Here is a 16,959-nt window from a genome sequence, read left to right as displayed (position 1 = left end):
GCGTTTATAAACTTTATATTGATGCGTATTAGCTGTTTACACATGTTAGAAAAGCGGCTAAGACAATCATTTTATTAGATGAAGGAGGATTTTCAATGAAGATATTATTGTATTTTGAAGGTAAAAGAATATTAGCAAAATCTGGTATTGGCCGCGCACTGGAGCATCAGAAACGGGCATTAGCGGCCGCAGGAATTGAGTATACACTGGATCCGAACTGTATAGATTATGATATTCTGCATATTAATACTTATGGGATTGGCAGTTATCGGATGATTGCCAAGGCCAGGCGAATGGGAAAGAAGGTCATTTATCATACACATTCTACGGAAGAAGATTTTAGAAATTCATTTATTGGTTCTAATCAGGTGGCACCCTTGTTTAAACGCTACTTAATCTCTCATTATTCTAAAGCTGACTGCTTAATCACACCAACAGTCTATTCAAAAGAAATACTGGAAGGCTACGGGATGAAGCAGCCGATTGCAGCGATTTCCAATGGAATTGATTTAGAAAAGTATCGTCCGGATACCCGTAAGGAAACTCTTTTTAGAGAATACTTCAAATTGGCGCCAGAGCAAAAGGTTGTTATCTGTGTTGGTTTGTTTTTTAAACGAAAGGGACTGATTGATTTTGTAGAAATTGCTAAATCAATGCCTGACTACACCTTTATCTGGTTTGGTCATGTCAATATGTTGAGTATTCCCAAAGAGATTCGGGAGATTGTTAAAAAGAAGCATCCAGACAACGTTCTTTTTCCGGGATATATCAAGGGAGAAATTATCGAAGGAGCTTATTCAGGCGCTGATTTGTTTTTCTTTCCTTCATACGAGGAAACCGAAGGAATTGTTGTTTTAGAAGCGTTAGCCAGCAAGCAAAAGGTTTTGACTCGTGATATTCCTGTCTATCATGACTGGCTTGAATCAGGGATAAACTGCTACATGGCTTCCGATAATGCTGGGTTTAAGCAGCATATTCAAAAGATTGTTGACAAGCAGCTGCCGGATACCGTAGAAAGAGGCTATCAAACAGCTGTAAGGAGAAGTATCAGTGAAATTGGTCAGGAATTAAAGCTGGTTTATGAACAGGTTCTAGATGAAAGTTATGTAAAAATTTAATTGTAAGAACAGGAGGAGTAATATGCTGGAGAATGAGAGCTTTTGGATACTTTGTCCGGTTTGTACTGGTAAGACGAGAACCAAAATTAGAAAAGACAGCGAGCTGAAAAATTTTCCTCTGTATTGTCCCAAATGTAAGAGAGAGTTTTTGATTAATGTGGCAGCTGCTGAAATTGAACAAATAAAAGAGCCAGACGCCCAGACGCAGAGCCGCTAACATAGAAGTGTGGACACTTCATGTTGGCGGCTCTTTTGTTGGATTTTTAGAGTATAAGTGAAAGGGATTTAGCTTTGTTTGTCTAGTTGATCTCTCGGAGGAGAACGGTTCTGTTGCGGCATACTCGTGAAAGTATTGGTTTTGTTTAAAATGTAACTAACTATATCAGCCTATTCGCTTGTTTTTAATCCGCTTCGAATTTAAAAACCAGTATTGCTGGTAGTTGCCAACCAAGGCAGTGAAGGGGATGGGCTGCTTATTTTGAGCAATGATTTGTTCTTCTAAATAATTTTTTAAAACCCAGGGATCTTCAATGCGAGTAGTTTGAAGCTGAAGGGTGTTTTCGATAACTGAAATACTTGTTTTTAAATCTCGTGCGATTTCTGAGAGAGACAAGCCGGAGAGGACTAGATTTTTTTGAAATTCCTCTTGTGTCTGCAGCATCTGATTAGAGGTTAAAGACATGATAATCGCTTCTTTCTTTGGTTTTTAATGTTAAAAAATTAATAGTTGTAAATTTAACTATATGAATAATACTTTATTATGAAACAGTTGTCAATTAGAGTATTTTAAATTAAACTAACGGAGAAGAGGTGAGGCTAGTGACTTTCAACAAAGAGGATATCACAGAAAAAATTTATACATTAAGTGTTCTTCAGCAAAGCTATGTTGGGGAGCATTTGAGAACGCTACAGCTAAATAGTCTACAGGCACGGAGTCTAACCTATGTGTACAAACATCCGGCTACTATTCAGCGTGGACTAGCTAACTATTTAGGAAAAAAGCAGGCAACGGTAACAAACATTCTAAAAATTTTGGAAGAAAAGCAGTTGATTTACAGAGAAATTCCTAAAGAGAATGAACGGCAAAAAAATATTTATTTGACGGAGCAAGGGAAACAGATGGTCATAAAAATTGAAGAAATCTTCCAGCATTTGAATGAAGAGCTTTGCAGCACTTTTTCAGAAGAAGAACATCATCTGTTTTTAGAACAACTGAAAAAAGCAGAAAAGGCGCTAGAGAATGTGTGAGCAGTCTAATCTGATATGTGCATTAAAAAAATAATTTAAGAGGAACGATTGAAGCAGACTAGATTGGTATTTTCCATCCTAGTCTGTTTATTTGAGTCGATTTATAGTGTGTTAAGACAATCAAGCCCTTCATTACACATACTTCTGTGACTGGATTAAAAAAGTTCTTTTGTACAAACCACTATCATGGAGGGGAGAACGGTTTGATTTTAAGAGCTTTACGATTTAAACAGAGCAGCCTAATCTTGCTGTTATTTAGCTATTTCTAAAAAGTAATGTAAAAATATCCAATTAATAGTAAGATAAAATGAAAGCCGAAACGTAAAGGAGCGAAGTGAATGAAAAAGATTTTTTTAGTTGAGGATGATGAACAGCTGCGTCGGGGAATTACCTTTGCCTTGGAACAGGAAAGCTACCGAGTAGTTACAGCAGAAAAAATGGCTGGAACAGTCGAAAAAATTAAGCAGGAACAGCCGGACTTGATTATTTTAGATATTAATTTACCTGATGGGAATGGTTTAGATCTTTGCATGGCTATTCGTAAAATAACCAAGACGCCTATTTTCTTTTTGACGGCTTTAGACATGGAGACCGATGTTGTTGCCGGTTTGTCCGTAGGGGCGGATGATTATATTATTAAGCCCTTCTCCTTGGCTATTTTAAAGGCAAAAATCATCGCTACTCTGCGCCGGCTGGAAACCTATGGAACAGAGCTTTCTGTACCGCCGTTTCTATTAGATGTGTCTGCCAACCGTCTTTTTAGAGATGGACAGGAAATAGCCCTAAGTTCAACAGAATATCGACTGGTTCATTATCTGCTCAAAAATGCTGGAACTGTTTTGGAAAAGGAACAACTCCTTGATGTATTATGGGATACTCAGGGAAAATTTGTCGATGAAAACACATTATCAGTTAATATTAGAAGAATTCGAGTGAAAATTGAAGCTGATCCTCAGCAGCCGGAGTTTATTCAGACAATACGTGGAGTAGGTTATGTGTGGAAGAAGCGGAGGAAATCATGAGTATTTGGATAGGGATAATACTTAGCTGCTGTTGCTTAGTTGGAGGGCTCTATATCCGCCAGCTAAAGCTAAAGCAGGAGGCAGAACTGGAGAAGCTGGAAGCAATCTTTGATCAAGTGATTTTTAGCTCGTTTGATCCAAATGAGGTGAAGTATGAGGAGGGGCAGTTAGCTAAGGTCATTTTTAAAGCTCAGCGAATTGCGGAGATTGCAGAGGACCGCAAACAAACGGTAGAGCTTGAACATCAGCGGATTCAAGAGCTGATTGCGGATATTTCCCATCAGATGCGAACACCGTTATCCAGTATTATGATGTACACTGAATTAATGCAGATGACCGGATTGTCAGAACATGAGGCAAAGGAGTTTCTAGCCAGAATCGAGGTTAGCTCTGAGCGGCTCATGTGGTTAGCTTCTGAATTTATTGTTATGACTCGATTTGAAACGGAAACGATTGATTTACAGCCGGAGTTGCTGGATATCAACCAAACCCTTCAGCAGGCAATAGCAGAAAATCGTGAAGCGGCCAATCAGAAGGGGATAACTATTCAACTGGTATTTCAAGAGGTGAATCCGCTTATGCATGACTCCAAATGGACAGCAGAGGCCTTTAGCAACGTTATTGAGAATGCAGTGAAGTATGCAAATCCAAAAACTGAAATAAGCATAACTGTCAAACGGCTTCTTTCTTATACGCGAATTGACATTTGTAATTCAGGAATAGGTATCCTGCCTGACGAAATGCGATTGATTTTTCAAAAATATTATCGGGGAGAAAATGCTGGAGATATGTCCGGTGCGGGTATCGGTCTTCATCTGACCAAGCTGATTTTGGAAAGACAAGGCGGTTATATTCTTGCTAAGGAGACATCAGAGGAGACTGTATTTTCTCTATTCTTACTAAACTGACAGAAAAGAAGTCTGGATTGTCAGCGGGGAGTAAGAACGCCTTGCTACACTTAGATTAACAAAGGAGGCGTCTACTATGGAAATCGTAACAGTCAAACATTTGATGAAAACCTACGGGCAGGGAGAAAATCAGGTTCATGCAGTAAATGATGTCAGCTTAACAATTTCTGCTAAGCAGTTTGTAACAATAGTTGGTACTTCAGGTTCTGGAAAAAGTACCCTGCTTAATCTGCTGGGGGGACTGGATCAGCCAACTAGCGGTGAACTATTTGTTGACGGGAAAGACTTGTCTGCAATGACAGAAGAAGAATTAACGATTTTTCGCCGCCGTAATGTAGGTTTTATTTTTCAAAATTATAATTTAGTGCCGATTTTAAGTGTTTATGAAAACATTGTATTACCAATTCAATTGGATGGAAACAAGATTGATGAGGACTTTGTAGCTCAGATTATTGAGACCTTGGGCTTGTCAGGGCGGGAAAATGAACTGCCTAATGCATTATCCGGCGGACAACAGCAGCGGGTTGCGATTGCCAGAGCACTGGCTTCAAAGCCAGCTATTATTCTAGCTGATGAGCCAACTGGAAATCTGGACAGCCACACCAGCCAGGATGTGCTGGGCTTATTGAAGATGACTGCTAAAAAATTTCATCAGACAGTTATTATGATTACGCATAATGATCATATTGCTCAGCTGGCAGACCGGGTTATTCGAATTGAAGATGGTCGTTTATCTGAAGAAGGTGACTTCTCATGAAAACACAAAAAAAGATTATTCGCTCAATCGGAATCAAGAGCTTTCGAGCCAATAAACGTCGAAATATTTTTGTCAGTATTGCGATTATTCTAACAACCGTGCTGCTGACTTCGGTTGTCAGTTTAGGAATGAGCTTTCTTGAATCGAATGAGCAGCAGCAGAGAAGAATTTTGGGTACGATGGCTGATGCCAACATGAATAATCTGACGGCTGCTCAATATAAAAAGCTGTCGGAGAATGAAGGCGTTGAAGCTTATGGAACGCAGCGAACCATTGGCATGATTAATCCAGTCAGTCAGAAGAAGAAAGATGCTGAGCTCATTCTGCACTGGTACGATGAATCTGAATGGCTGAATCTAAGAGTACCCACAGTTACTGATATTGAAGGGCAGTTTCCCAAGAAAAAAGACGAAGTTCTAATCCCTTTGTCAGCGCTGACGATTTTAGGAATTGAGCATCCGAAAATTGGCATGGAGATTCCATTAACCTTTACTTATCAGAATCAGACAATCACTCAGTCTTTTACTTTATCTGGTTACTTTAAGGAGTATGTGACACAGCGGGTTTCGAATATGAGCTATCTCTTGGTATCTTCTGCCTTTGCAGCAGAGTATCCGGATTTAGAAGGAAAAAATACAGTTTCGATTAAATATAAAAACAGTCAAGGGATTGGAAAGCAAAATGACGAGCTGGCCAAATCATTGGCCCTGACTGAAAATCAGGAAATAAAAACAACTGTCCGTGAAAGCGGGGGCAGCTCTATGACTCTGTTTTTGGGTGTTGGTGCGTTTATTTTGATTATTTTGTTATCCGGAGGCTTGTTAATCTACAATGTGTTATATATTTCGATTGCAAATGATATCCGTTTCTATGGCTTGCTAAAAGCCTTAGGGACGACAGGAAAGCAAATTCGAAGCATCATTTTACGTCAGGCTCTGATTTTATCCTTGATTGGTATTCCTATTGGTCTTATTTTAGGCAGTTTGGTCTCTACAATAGCGGTTCCTTTTGCCTTGAATATTTCAACCTTTGCTGATACAAAAGTAACTTCTGTCAATCCTTGGATTTATATATCTGCTGCCGTCTTTGCACTATTTGTAACCCTAGTCAGCTCTATTAAGCCTGCCCGAATTGCTGCTAAGGTTCCGGCTATTCAAGCGATTAGATTTACAGAAAGTGCCCCTAAAAAACAGAAGGTCCGCGGACATTCCGGTGGAAAGCTGTATGCTATGGCATGGCGCAATATTTTTAGAGATAAGAAACGGGCATTAGTTGTGATTTTATCCTTATTTTTAGGAATTTCTTTGTTTATTGCTACAAATACAGCCTTGGAAAGTATGGATTTGGAAAATTTTGTGACCAGTGAAATGTCGGAGGACTTATCGGTTTCCCAAAAGGAGATACCAGCTTCCAACCGTTGGGAAGAGGATCAGGAGCTACTGCAGCAAATGAATCAATTCTCTGGTATTGAAGAGCTGCACATTTATTTATCGAGTAGAATCCTAGTAGATTTTGAAAAAGGCAAATTCTCTGATTATATAAAGAACTATAATAAAACATTTAAATATGGCACGCATAAAGAAGAAAACCTGAATAAAGAAAACTTCTTTAGCCAGATAATTGGTATGGACACTGAGGAAATCCGTACAGTGATGGAGGCAAACCACCGTTCTTTCGATGAAGAGGCATTTGAAGTTGGTGAACTCTGTCTGGTTCAATCGGATACACCAGAAGACTTTAAAGCTATTCCTAATCTGGATTTTACTGTCCTTGAAACACAGCAGAAGCTTAACTTGCCAATCGGCGGTTATTTTCCAATAGCTTATCTTGAGCAGCAAAGTGACGGCGCACCAACCATTCTGATTTCAAAAAATTATATGAAACAAATAATCCCTAAAGCAACGATTTTAGAAATAAGAATGAATTTTTCTGATGAAGAGGAAGAGGCTGGCGTTAAGCTCATGACAGAGCTGGTAAAACAACGCCCCTACTTTCATTTGATGTCCAAGAAAGAGCAGATTGAAGCAGCACGTACAGGAACGATGACGATGCGAATCTTGGGAAATGCACTAGCAGTAATTTTAGCTGCTATTGGACTATTGAATTTTATTAATGTAATTACCACCAGTATTATCTCTAGAAAACAGGAGCTGGCAACCTTAGAGAGTATTGGCATGACACGCAGACAAACCAATAAAATGCTGGCTTATGAAGGTCTTTACTATGGCGGGATAACGGCTGTTCTTGTATTGACACTGGGAATGTGTTTGACATATGGTTTGTTTCTAGTTGTAAAAAATTCCGCCACTTTTGCAGTTTTCAGCTTACCCTTACTCGAGGTCAGCGGCTCCCTGCTGTTAGTATTTCTTGTCTGCCTTTTGACTCCTATCCTAGTGATGAAGGCGTTAGGACATGACCATCTTGCCAACCGCATTAAATAATAAAGGCGTTAACTTAAATTGTCTTAGTAATAAAACACTGAAGGAACGCGAAGAGCTTGGAACAAACAGCAGAAAATTGCTGGTTTTGTTTCAAGTTCTTTTTTGGACTAGATATAGAAAATGTTTGGTAGAGAAAAGAATCATTCGCAAGCTTGTTGAATGACTAAATTTTTTTCAAAGAAAAGCGAAGAGGGTTCAAGGTCTTTGGATTATGTATTATACTATCAAAAGAGGGCGGCAGATTTTGACAAAGCTGTACCAAGCAAGAGAAGTAGAAAAATGAGGATGACGTGTGTGGAATTAGGTGAGAAGCTGAAACAGCTTAGAAAAGAACATGATTTAACTCAGGAAAAATTAGCAGAAAAACTATTTATTTCCCGGACTGCGGTCTCAAAATGGGAGAGCGGCAAAGGATACCCGAATATTGAATCTCTGAAAAATATCTCTCAGTTGTTCTCTGTGTCAATTGATGACTTATTATCAGGTGAAGAGATGGAGCAGGTTGAAAGAAGAGAAGAAAAACAGCAGCAGGAGAATCGTTTATATACGCTGATTTATGGACTGCTGGATATACTCACCTTGGTCTGTATTTTCCTGCCCTTCTATGGTCAATCAGCTGGACAAATGATTCGGTTAGTTTCCTTGATTGAGTTTAATGAATCTGTAATTGATAAATCGTTTTTTTTGATTTTACTGTTGCTGATGATTGTGACGGGTATCATAGAATTAATTTTATATTTTTGGAAAAAGGATAAGCTGTTAAGATATAGTCGAATTTGGTCGCTATTTTTCCATTCACTGGTCATTTTATTTTTCGCAATGGCAAGACATCCTTATGTGATTGTCTATCTGTTTTTGATTTTTATAATAAAAGCCTTTCTTTTATTTAAAGCAAATAAATAGGGGAAAGCCTTTAATACCAACCTTTGACACGGAAAGTGTCAAAGGTTTTTTTGTATGTGACGAAAAGATTCTTGGACTTTGCCTGGAAGAAGTTAATAATCGAGAAAACGGAAAAGTAAAAAAATCCTCAAAAGAGGAGAAAAAAATATGAAAGGATTAGTTGATTTTTTTAATATAAATTCTGCAAAGGATTTATAATTATGATTTATTTTTAGGATTTACATGAATGAAATTTTTCAAATAAAAAAGTTGTAAAGGAGAAAAAAATGACAACAATAGACAATGAAGTTTTTCGAAGCATTAATAATTTAGCAGGAAGGAACGATGTTCTAGATTATCTAGGAATTTTTATTAGTAAGTATACGATTTTCATTCTGGCAGCCTTTCTGATTTTTCAATGGTTCTATAAAAGGCAGGACAGCTCTTACAGAAAAGTTCTGATACTGTCTCTATTAACCTTTATCGTTGCCGAAATACTGGCGAAAGGTTTAGGACAGCTCTATGAACATTTACAGCCCTTTGCGGTTCTTCCAGAGGTAAATCAGCTGATTGAAAAAGAAGTGAATAATAGTTTTCCCAGTGACCATACAGTTTTGTTCTTTAGCATTTTAACACCATTATTTTTATATAGCGGTATAAAAGGAAAAGTTCTTTGCTTCTTTAGTGCACTGCTAGTTGGAATCAGCAGAATTTTTGTAGGGGTTCATTATCCATCAGATGTGGTAGCAGGAGGATTATTGGCGATAGTTGTAGGTATACTTATTTATCGTGGTTTGTTTTCTTCTAAAATAATGAATCAGCTGGTTGCTTTCATTGAAAAATTGGAGACAAAGCTTCTCAGCAGATAAGCTGTTTAGCGGGCAGTTATTTGCTGCTTTTTAATATTCATTCCTTTGACTGGTAAGGGTTTCTACCTGTATAATTTCTTTCAGAAGTACTAGAAAATTCAGCTGGGTAAAAGGACAAACAATCGCTAAATAAACTTTGTAGACTAAAATTCTATAAGTTCATCAAAAATCAGCTTCACAACTCATTTAAATAAACAATTTATTTCGATCTTTTGAGAAAATATTTCATAGGAAATACTGCTGGTCCTTGGCATTGTTGTGAGGCTGTTTTTTACAAGGTTTGTATGGAAGAAAGGAGGGGCTGACAGTTAACATCTACAGAACATCAGAAGTAGCAAAAATCGTGGGCCTGCATCCAAATACAGTTCGCCGTTATGAAGAATGGGGACTAATTCCGCAGGCTGAGCGTGAAGAAAACGGCTATCGGCGGTTTACCGACTTTCATATTGCAATGATTCAACTAGCTCAGACTGCTTTTCAGGTGGAGGTGCTGCAGAAGGGACTTCGGAAGAAAATGGTTGGAGTTATTCAGTCGGCAGCAAAGAAAGATTTTGAACAGGCCAGTCAGCTGGCAGATGACTACCTCCAGCAAATTCAAAAAGAACAACAGCAGGCTCGTGAAGCGATTACAGCTGTAGAGGCGCTTTTATCAGGGAAAAATGAACAGCTAAAACCGATGAAACGCAAGGAAACAGCTGACTATCTGGCAATCACAGTAGACGCATTACGTAATTGGGAGCTTAATGGCTTGTTATTAGTTAAACGGCGGGATAATAACTATCGAATCTATACCGCAGAAGATATCAACCGGCTAAGAATCATCCGGATTCTGCGCAATGCCAACTATTCCCTTGAAGCAATCCTGCGCTTATTGAATACTATAGATAATCCGCTGCCGGCAGCAGCAATCACAGGACTTCTTAATACACCAGCAGCTGATGAAGAAATCATTAGTGTCTGCGATACCTTAATTGATTCTTTAGAACTGGCTGAGAAAAATGCTAAGCTTGTTAAGAAAAAACTTCAAGAAATGAACAGAACGTTTAACTAAAAACCCTCCACTATACCACCAAGGTTTTGATTGGTGGTATGCTTCTTTTCTATGGCAGATTTGTTGATTTTTAACAGCCGTTTTTATTATCAGAAAAGGAGTGGATGATAAAATGACGATTTCGACAGAAGAACAAAAGCATTTGACTAAAACACTAGAAACGCTTGAGAAAGCATTTCAAATTTCTCTTGGCAAGGAACAGAAAACAGATGCCGGCTATATGGAACTAAAAAAATATACGGTAGATTATCACCATGAGCTGGACAAATACGAAGTTTATGACTACCAGAAGAGCTTAGCTTCGATGGATCGTCAGGTCGGCGCAGAACGTCAGAGTCAGCAAAAGCTGCGGTATGCCTTATCCAGTCCCTACTTTGCACGAATTGACTTTTGCTATGATGATGAGAGTGAAGCAGAGCGTTTTTATATTGGGCGCTTTGGTTTTTCCCAGGCTGCGGGAGACAGTTTGATTTACGATTGGCGAGCCCCGGTTGCTTCATTATATTATGATTTTGGTCCAGGAACTGCTGAATATCAAACAGATAGCGGCTGCTTTTCAGGGGAGCTGACAAAGAAAAGACAAATTAAAGTTGAAGATGGGCTCCTTCAATATGTAGTTGATACCGATCAAGCTCTTCATGACGAGGTTTTGATGGAGGAACTAACGAACTCTTCCAGTGAACAAATGAAGACAATCATTCATACGATTCAAAAAGAGCAAAATCAGATTATTCGAGATCAGCAAACAAAGCATTTAATTATTCAAGGAGTAGCAGGGTCGGGAAAAACATCGATTGCACTGCATCGTATCGCCTATCTGCTTTACAACAAGCGAACGAGTCTGCGGGCTTCTGAGGTTCTGATTCTCTCGCCTAATGCTGTATTTTCTGATTTTATCGCAGGCGTACTGCCGGAGCTTGGGGAAGAGGAGCTGATTCAACAAGAGTTAGGGACTATTCTCCAGCCGTTTTTACCTCAACTGACGATTGATTCATCTTACCTAAAAGAAACAAATAATCTTAGTGCTTTTCCCAACAGCCAACAAGCAAAACGCTGTAGAGAAATTAATCGAAAAGGATTCACTAAAAAACTGCAGAATTACTTAGAGGAGGTAGCTAAAGCTCCCTTTGAAAAAGGAATCGAGGCTGGAACTCTGCAGCTGTCAAAAGAGGCATTAAACAATTTATTTGCCTTATGCAGCAGCTCCGCTTCCGTGTATGACAGAGTAGATGAACTAGCGAAGCAACTGTTTCTTCGTCAAAGGGAAGAGCAGCAGACTGCAAAGAGCTTAACTCAAAAGCAAATCCACCAGCTGCTCTTAAAAAGATTGATACATCAGAGCCCGCTTTCAATTTATAAAGATTTTTGTTCCAAAACAGGACTGATGTTCAGCAGCAAAAACAAAGAAGCACTCAGCTATTCAGATATTTTTCCGCTACTTCTTTGTAAATTTAGTTGGGAGGGACAGGAAGAAATCAAAAACGTCAAGCATCTGATTATTGATGAAATGCAGGACTATTCAGAAATTCAATACGAGGTAATCAGCAGGCTGTTCAGCTGTAGTAAAACAATTTTAGGAGATGTTTCTCAAAATATTTCACTAGAGCAAGGACTAAACAGCCGAGAAATCAGTAAATATTTCTCCGACGGAAGAACGGTAGAGCTAAATAAAAGCTATCGCTCCTCATACGAAATCATTCAATACGCTCGGCGATTCCTTTCGGATCAAAAACTGATTCCAGTGGAGCGCCACGGAAAATTACCGGAAGTAAAGCGTTATAAAAATCTGACTGATCAGATGAAACAGCTAGAGGAATTGTTCATCCGTTTTTCTGCATCAGGCAGTCAGCTATGCGGTGTCATTTGCAAGAACTCGAAAGAAATTGCTGAAATCAAGAATTTTTTTAAAGAAAGGGAGCTGCACGTTTTAGATGAAAACAGCAAGCAGTTCAAAAGAGGCATTAATTTGACAACCTTCACGCTAGCAAAAGGCTTGGAGTTCGATGTTGTGATTCTTCCATATATTACAGAGGAAAACTATCATTCCAACTTAGATAAAAATCTCTTGTATGTGGGCTGTACACGGGCGATGTCAGAACTGTATTTACTTGAAAGCGATCAGCAGCCTTCTCAGCTGCTGAAACAGTCATAGAAATATTTGGAAAAGCTGAGTCTGTTCCAACAGTTATGCAGCTTTGCGCAAAAAAAGAGAATTTGACCATCCCTTATGGCTCAAATTCTCTTTTTGTATTAAATTTAAACAAAGGCTGTTATCAAAGCCGCTCTTAAACAAAAGAGGCTGCTTTGTATATAGAAGCTTCTAAAGGATTTAACTATGCATGGTTAATCAATATGTATCCATTCTTCTTTAATATCTTCAGAAGTTTCTTTCCATGTCTTTTTTAAGGATGAACGGAAATTTTTTGCCTCTTTTTTCATTTCTTTTGCAGTCTTATCCAGCTGTGAACGTGTCTCTTTCTGCCAATCATTTGAATAGAAAATAGCCCCTTTAGAAAAACCAATGAGACAAATGACTCCAATTAGTGCGACACCTACGACAATTTTACTTCCTCTTCTCATTTCTATTTCCTCCATTCTTCTTTCTCTCTTACTCTTATTCTATAGAATTAACGCTTTTTCTTCATCCTGCTTCGGTCTGACTTTTCAGTGCTGATTATTCGGTCTCTGGTTGTAGATTTGATAATCTGTGAAAAAATTTTTTCTTGATTTTTAATATGAATAAAAAAATGATCCAATCCTCGTTCACTCAAAGGATTGGATCATTCTTTTTAGTTAACTGCTAAAATTTTTCTAACGATTTAGCATTGACTGGAATTTGAAGCTCGGTGATGTTTTCCTGATGATAAATCTCCCTGATAAATCCGCTGATAGTCAGCCCAGTTTGTTCAATCCAGTCCAACATCTGAGTATAAGTTTCGCCAATACTGTTCAATTTTCCTTCATGAATAGCAGAAACAACCTGCTCTGCCGGTAAAGTTGTCAGTGTTACATCACTGTTTGGCGGAAGCTTCAACTCTTTAACCAAAGGCTCGATGATTTCCTGGTCAATAATTGGGCTTTCCTGTTTCAAGAACAAGCCTTCACGGTAAATGGTTAGACAGGGAGTAGTCACCTGCCCTCCACATGTTTGAATGGCAGTTTCCAGTTCATGCCAGACTTCTTCTGAAAATGCATCAAAGGTTTGTTTTGGATTTTTCTTTTTAAAGCTCCGTCGAATACTGGCGCCTAAAATAGGTTCAACTGTTTTTATAATAATCTCATTCATTACGGGGATTCCTCCATTCTGTAGTAAAAATAAATTAGTTTGTATTCTGCGAATCATCTGTTTTTTTTGAGAGATATCATTTTCCAATGCTGTAATATTTTCGGCAAGCCGCTGACTCAATGTAGCAGAGGCTTGGCTGTCCGTTAAAAGCTCTTTAATCTCCGCAAGTTTAAAGCCGGAATCCTTTAAAACCAGCAGCTGATTCAGCTCAGGTAATTGTTCAGCTGAATAAGTTCGGTAGCCGTTTTGAGCTATTCGTCCGCTAGGAGAAAAAAGGCCCTGTCGATCGTAGTAGTGCAGTGTACTGACGGATACACCGCTGATTTTTGAAAATTGCGCAATATTCATTGGTACTCCTTTCGTTGCTTATCAATTGATATTCTAATAATAAACTATGAAGCAGGTTTAGAGTAAAGAGAAATTGGTAAAAAAATTAAAAAGGAGCTAAGAGTGGCTTACAAATGATATTACTCTTTCACGATTGTGCATTGTATGATATAGTTTGTTCAGATGAAAAAGGAGCAAAGCTATGGATGAAGAAAAATTACTGATGAGAATCGCGGAGATGTATTACCAAGAAGACAAAAATCAAAGTCAGATTGCGAAAGAGTTGAATATTCATCGGACGACGATTAGTCGCCTGTTGAAAAAATCAAGAGAAGAAGGAATTGTTCAAATTACAATCAATTATGACAAATCAACTAGCTATTCACTGGAACAAGAGCTAACACAGCAATTTGGGTTAAACAAGGCAGTTGTTGTTCCTGTAGCTGCTGATTTAACCAGACAGCAGAAGGAACATATATTAGGTAAAGCTGCCGGCGAATGCTTTCTCTCTTATCTAAAAAATCAATTAAAGATTGGTTTTTCATGGGGACACTCTCTTGCCGCGATGGCTGAAGAAATGCCTTCAAGAGCCTTTGAAAATATCCTTTGTGTACCAATGATAGGAGGACCTTCCGGAAAGCTGGCGAGTGAGTATCATGTAAATACGATTGCTTATGCTGTTTCAAAAAAAATTACTGGTGACGCTTTAATGATTGATTCTCCAGCAATTACTGAAACTAGTGAATTAAGAGATGGCCTGATGAATGGTTCGTTTAACCAAGAGTTGCTGCAGCTTTGGCAGGAACTGGATATTGCTGTATTCGGAATCGGTAGTCCAATCTTAAGTGAAAATGATGTTTGGAAGGGCTTCTATGGAGAAGAGGTTTTAAAAGAGCTGGAAACAAAAGGAATTGCCGGTGATATTGTATCCCGCTTCTTTGACAAAGAAGGACGACAGGTAAGGAGCAACTTGGATGGTCGGATTATCGGTATCTCAATGGAGCAGCTGCAAAATGTTCCTGAACGGATTGGGATAGCTGAATCTTTAGAAAAGGCTGCCGGTATTCGTGCTGCATTAAAAGGACATCTGCTAACAACCTTGATAACAACTGAAGAAACCGCAAGAAAAATAGTAGCATTAAAATAAATAATTTAGCAACAAAAACAGGTAGTTTGTTAACAGACTGCCTGTTTTTTAGTTTTCGTAAGAATAACAAACGTGATTTCTGTATATCAAACGTGAAAAAAGTATTGACATTGTGAAAGCATATACATATAATGAATTTGTGATATCACAAATGTTAATGTAAAATATCAAATGTGAGTGAGGGAGAAAAATGAGCTGGTTAAATATTGAGAATAAAGTTGTTATCGTAACAGGAGCTTCTTCAGGAATTGGGGAAGCCATTGCAAAAGAGCTATGTAACTTAGGTGCATTTGTTGTTAATGCAGATATTAATGAAGGAGCATTCACGCATAGTAATTATTTCTTTGTTCAGACCAATGTAGCATTGAGAGAATCTGTGAAGCAGATGGTTGATTTTACTATTGATAAATTCGGTAGAGTAGATGCTCTGGTAAATAATGCGGGAGTAAATGTTCCGGCGTTGTTGTCAGATAAAAGGAATGTCAGTGATTATGAATTAACAGATGATCTATTTGATAAGATGACTATGATTAATCAAAAAGGTGTTTATCTTGCTAGTCAGTTAGTCAGCAAGATTATGTTAAAGCAGCATTCAGGGGTCATTATCAATATGTCATCGGAAGCAGGTTTAGAAGGGTCGGAGGGACAAAGCTGCTATGCTGCAACTAAAGCAGCAGTTAACAGTTTCACCCGTTCGTGGTCGAAAGAGTTAGGAAAGGAAGGGATTCGAGTTGTAGGGATTGCACCCGGAATTATGGAAGAAACTGGTCTTCGAACTTTAGCTTACGAGACAGCGCTAGCTTACACTAGAGGGAAAACGGTAGAGGCTATTCGAGAAGGGTATAGTCAGACGGCAACTATCCCGCTAGGGCGAAGTGGAAAGCTATCCGAAGTTGCTGATACAGTCGCTTATCTTATTTCAGATAAAGCCAGCTACATAAGTGGTGTAACATTGAATGTTGCAGGAGGAAAGACTAGGGGATAGGAGAAAGACTATGACAAAAGTAATTTTAGTAGCACATGGCTGCTTAGCGGTAGAAATGAAAAACTCACTGGAAATGATTTTTGGAAAAGCAGATGATTTTTTTCCGGTAGTGTTTAATACAGAGGATGGTTTGGATAGTCTGGAAGAAAAGCTTAGGTATGCGTTGGCAGATGCAGAAACGGCACTGATTATAACAGATTTATATTGTGGCACTCCATTTAATGCAAGTTGTAGTCTGGCAATGAAGGAGTCAACACAGAATATACAGGTTCTCTCAGGTATGTCACTGCCAATGGTACTGGAAATTGCAGGTCAGTTGAAGATAATGCCAATAAATGAAATCGTATGCAAGATTAAAGAGATGATCCCTGAGACAGTTAAATTATTTTCGAAGGATGAGGTTGAAGACGAGGAGGAATTATAGATGGAGATACGTTTAGCTAGAATTGATGATCGTTTAATTCATGGACAGGTTGCAACGGTTTGGGCAAAAGAAGCAGGAGCCTCACGAATTATCGTAGTAAGTAAAGAAGTGAATGAGGACAGTATACGGAAAACACTGGTCAAGCAAGCAGCACCTCCAGGAATAAAAGTAAATATAGTTGATGTAGAAAAAGCAGTAAAGGTTTTTCAAAATCCCAAATATGAGAAGGAAACAGTCTTTTATCTATTTACTAATCCGACAGAGGTATTGGAGCTGGTGCAACAAGGAGTGCCATTGGCATCGATTAATATCGGCGGTATGCAGTTTAGGAATGGTAAGACGCAAATTACTAAAGCTATTTCTGTAAGCCCAGAGGATGTAGCAGCGTTTAGAGGATTAAAAGCTGCCGGTGTGGAATTAGATTGCAGGGTAGTTGCAACTGATTCAAAAATTGATTTTGAAGCGAAACTTAAGGAAGCAGTAGTTTAAAAGGA

General features: G+C 38.5%; 18 protein-coding genes. 15 read left to right on the top strand and 3 right to left on the bottom strand.

What is annotated here, in order from left to right; translation table 11 throughout:
• Positions 1-95 precede the first annotated feature (95 nt).
• Both ACPWSO_RS04710 and ACPWSO_RS04705 read left to right on the top strand, forming a co-directional pair.
• The gene (locus tag ACPWSO_RS04710; RefSeq protein ID WP_426081670.1) at positions 96-1,118 is read left to right on the top strand and encodes a glycosyltransferase; all 1,023 of its coding nucleotides are present in this window, start codon (positions 96-98) and stop codon (positions 1,116-1,118) included.
• Between the two features lie 22 nt (positions 1,119-1,140).
• Entirely contained in the window at positions 1,141-1,335 is a 195-nt protein-coding gene (locus ACPWSO_RS04705) for a cysteine-rich KTR domain-containing protein (protein ID WP_426081669.1), read from the top strand.
• Positions 1,336-1,500: 165 nt separating this feature from the next.
• On the opposite strand, the gene ACPWSO_RS04700 is transcribed toward ACPWSO_RS04705, so the two are convergent.
• A complete protein-coding gene (locus tag ACPWSO_RS04700) occupies positions 1,501-1,800 on the bottom strand; it encodes a DUF2316 family protein (protein WP_426081668.1) in 300 nt (99 codons plus the stop codon).
• Between the two features lie 137 nt (positions 1,801-1,937).
• Here ACPWSO_RS04700 and ACPWSO_RS04695 point away from each other — a divergent pair, with 137 nt between their 5' ends.
• The 9 genes from ACPWSO_RS04695 (at position 1,938) to ACPWSO_RS04655 (ending at position 12,448) form a co-directional block, all read left to right on the top strand.
• Positions 1,938-2,366 (top strand): MarR family winged helix-turn-helix transcriptional regulator, encoded by a 429-nt coding sequence (locus ACPWSO_RS04695; protein ID WP_426081667.1) that lies wholly within the window; start codon positions 1,938-1,940, stop codon positions 2,364-2,366.
• A 338-nt stretch (positions 2,367-2,704) separates the two neighbouring features.
• Positions 2,705-3,388 (top strand): response regulator transcription factor, encoded by a 684-nt coding sequence (locus tag ACPWSO_RS04690; protein ID WP_426081666.1) that lies wholly within the window; start codon positions 2,705-2,707, stop codon positions 3,386-3,388.
• Positions 3,385-4,296 carry a sensor histidine kinase gene (locus ACPWSO_RS04685; protein ID WP_426081665.1) on the top strand — a complete coding sequence of 304 codons (912 nt, stop codon included), beginning with the start codon at positions 3,385-3,387 and terminating at the stop codon, positions 4,294-4,296. Before ACPWSO_RS04690 ends, ACPWSO_RS04685 begins: the two co-directional genes overlap by 4 nt.
• A gap of 76 nt (positions 4,297-4,372) precedes the next feature.
• Positions 4,373-5,053, top strand: a complete 681-nt coding sequence (locus ACPWSO_RS04680; RefSeq protein WP_426081664.1) for an ABC transporter ATP-binding protein — start codon at positions 4,373-4,375, stop codon at positions 5,051-5,053.
• A complete protein-coding gene (locus ACPWSO_RS04675; protein WP_426081663.1) occupies positions 5,050-7,494 on the top strand; it encodes an ABC transporter permease in 2,445 nt (814 codons plus the stop codon). Before ACPWSO_RS04680 ends, ACPWSO_RS04675 begins: the two co-directional genes overlap by 4 nt.
• Before the next feature lie 204 nt (positions 7,495-7,698).
• Positions 7,699-8,397, top strand: coding sequence for a helix-turn-helix domain-containing protein (locus ACPWSO_RS04670; RefSeq protein ID WP_426081662.1), 699 nt, complete (start codon positions 7,699-7,701; stop codon positions 8,395-8,397).
• A gap of 266 nt (positions 8,398-8,663) precedes the next feature.
• Positions 8,664-9,245, top strand: a complete 582-nt coding sequence (locus tag ACPWSO_RS04665) for an undecaprenyl-diphosphatase (RefSeq protein WP_426081661.1) — start codon at positions 8,664-8,666, stop codon at positions 9,243-9,245.
• Positions 9,246-9,525: 280 nt separating this feature from the next.
• On the top strand, positions 9,526-10,296 hold the full coding sequence (locus tag ACPWSO_RS04660) for a MerR family transcriptional regulator (protein WP_426081660.1): 771 nt from the start codon (positions 9,526-9,528) through the stop codon (positions 10,294-10,296).
• A gap of 112 nt (positions 10,297-10,408) precedes the next feature.
• A complete protein-coding gene (locus ACPWSO_RS04655; RefSeq protein WP_426081658.1) occupies positions 10,409-12,448 on the top strand; it encodes a HelD family protein in 2,040 nt (679 codons plus the stop codon).
• A gap of 191 nt (positions 12,449-12,639) precedes the next feature.
• Here the strand turns inward: ACPWSO_RS04655 and ACPWSO_RS04650 are convergent, their stop codons facing one another.
• On the bottom strand, positions 12,640-12,876 hold the full coding sequence (locus ACPWSO_RS04650; protein WP_426081657.1) for a hypothetical protein: 237 nt from the start codon (positions 12,874-12,876) through the stop codon (positions 12,640-12,642).
• A gap of 220 nt (positions 12,877-13,096) precedes the next feature.
• A complete protein-coding gene (locus ACPWSO_RS04645; RefSeq protein WP_426081656.1) occupies positions 13,097-13,930 on the bottom strand; it encodes a MerR family transcriptional regulator in 834 nt (277 codons plus the stop codon).
• Positions 13,931-14,111: 181 nt separating this feature from the next.
• Between ACPWSO_RS04645 and ACPWSO_RS04640 the strand changes: the two genes are divergently transcribed.
• The 4 genes from ACPWSO_RS04640 to ACPWSO_RS04625 all read left to right on the top strand — a co-directional run bounded on the left by ACPWSO_RS04640 (position 14,112) and on the right by ACPWSO_RS04625 (position 16,954).
• A complete protein-coding gene (locus ACPWSO_RS04640; RefSeq protein ID WP_426081655.1) occupies positions 14,112-15,056 on the top strand; it encodes a sugar-binding transcriptional regulator in 945 nt (314 codons plus the stop codon).
• Between the two features lie 190 nt (positions 15,057-15,246).
• On the top strand, positions 15,247-16,041 hold the full coding sequence (locus ACPWSO_RS04635) for an SDR family oxidoreductase (RefSeq protein ID WP_426081654.1): 795 nt from the start codon (positions 15,247-15,249) through the stop codon (positions 16,039-16,041).
• A 10-nt stretch (positions 16,042-16,051) separates the two neighbouring features.
• Positions 16,052-16,465 carry a PTS sugar transporter subunit IIA gene (locus ACPWSO_RS04630; RefSeq protein ID WP_426081653.1) on the top strand — a complete coding sequence of 138 codons (414 nt, stop codon included), beginning with the start codon at positions 16,052-16,054 and terminating at the stop codon, positions 16,463-16,465.
• Positions 16,466-16,954 carry a mannose/fructose/sorbose PTS transporter subunit IIB gene (locus ACPWSO_RS04625; RefSeq protein WP_426081652.1) on the top strand — a complete coding sequence of 163 codons (489 nt, stop codon included), beginning with the start codon at positions 16,466-16,468 and terminating at the stop codon, positions 16,952-16,954. It abuts the gene before it with no gap.
• The last annotated feature ends 5 nt before the right edge of the window (positions 16,955-16,959 follow it).

The organism is Enterococcus sp. LJL51 (genome assembly GCF_049894025.1).
In the GTDB taxonomy this organism is placed as follows: domain Bacteria; phylum Bacillota; class Bacilli; order Lactobacillales; family Enterococcaceae; genus Enterococcus_L.
This window is presented reverse-complemented; position numbering and strand designations above follow the sequence as displayed.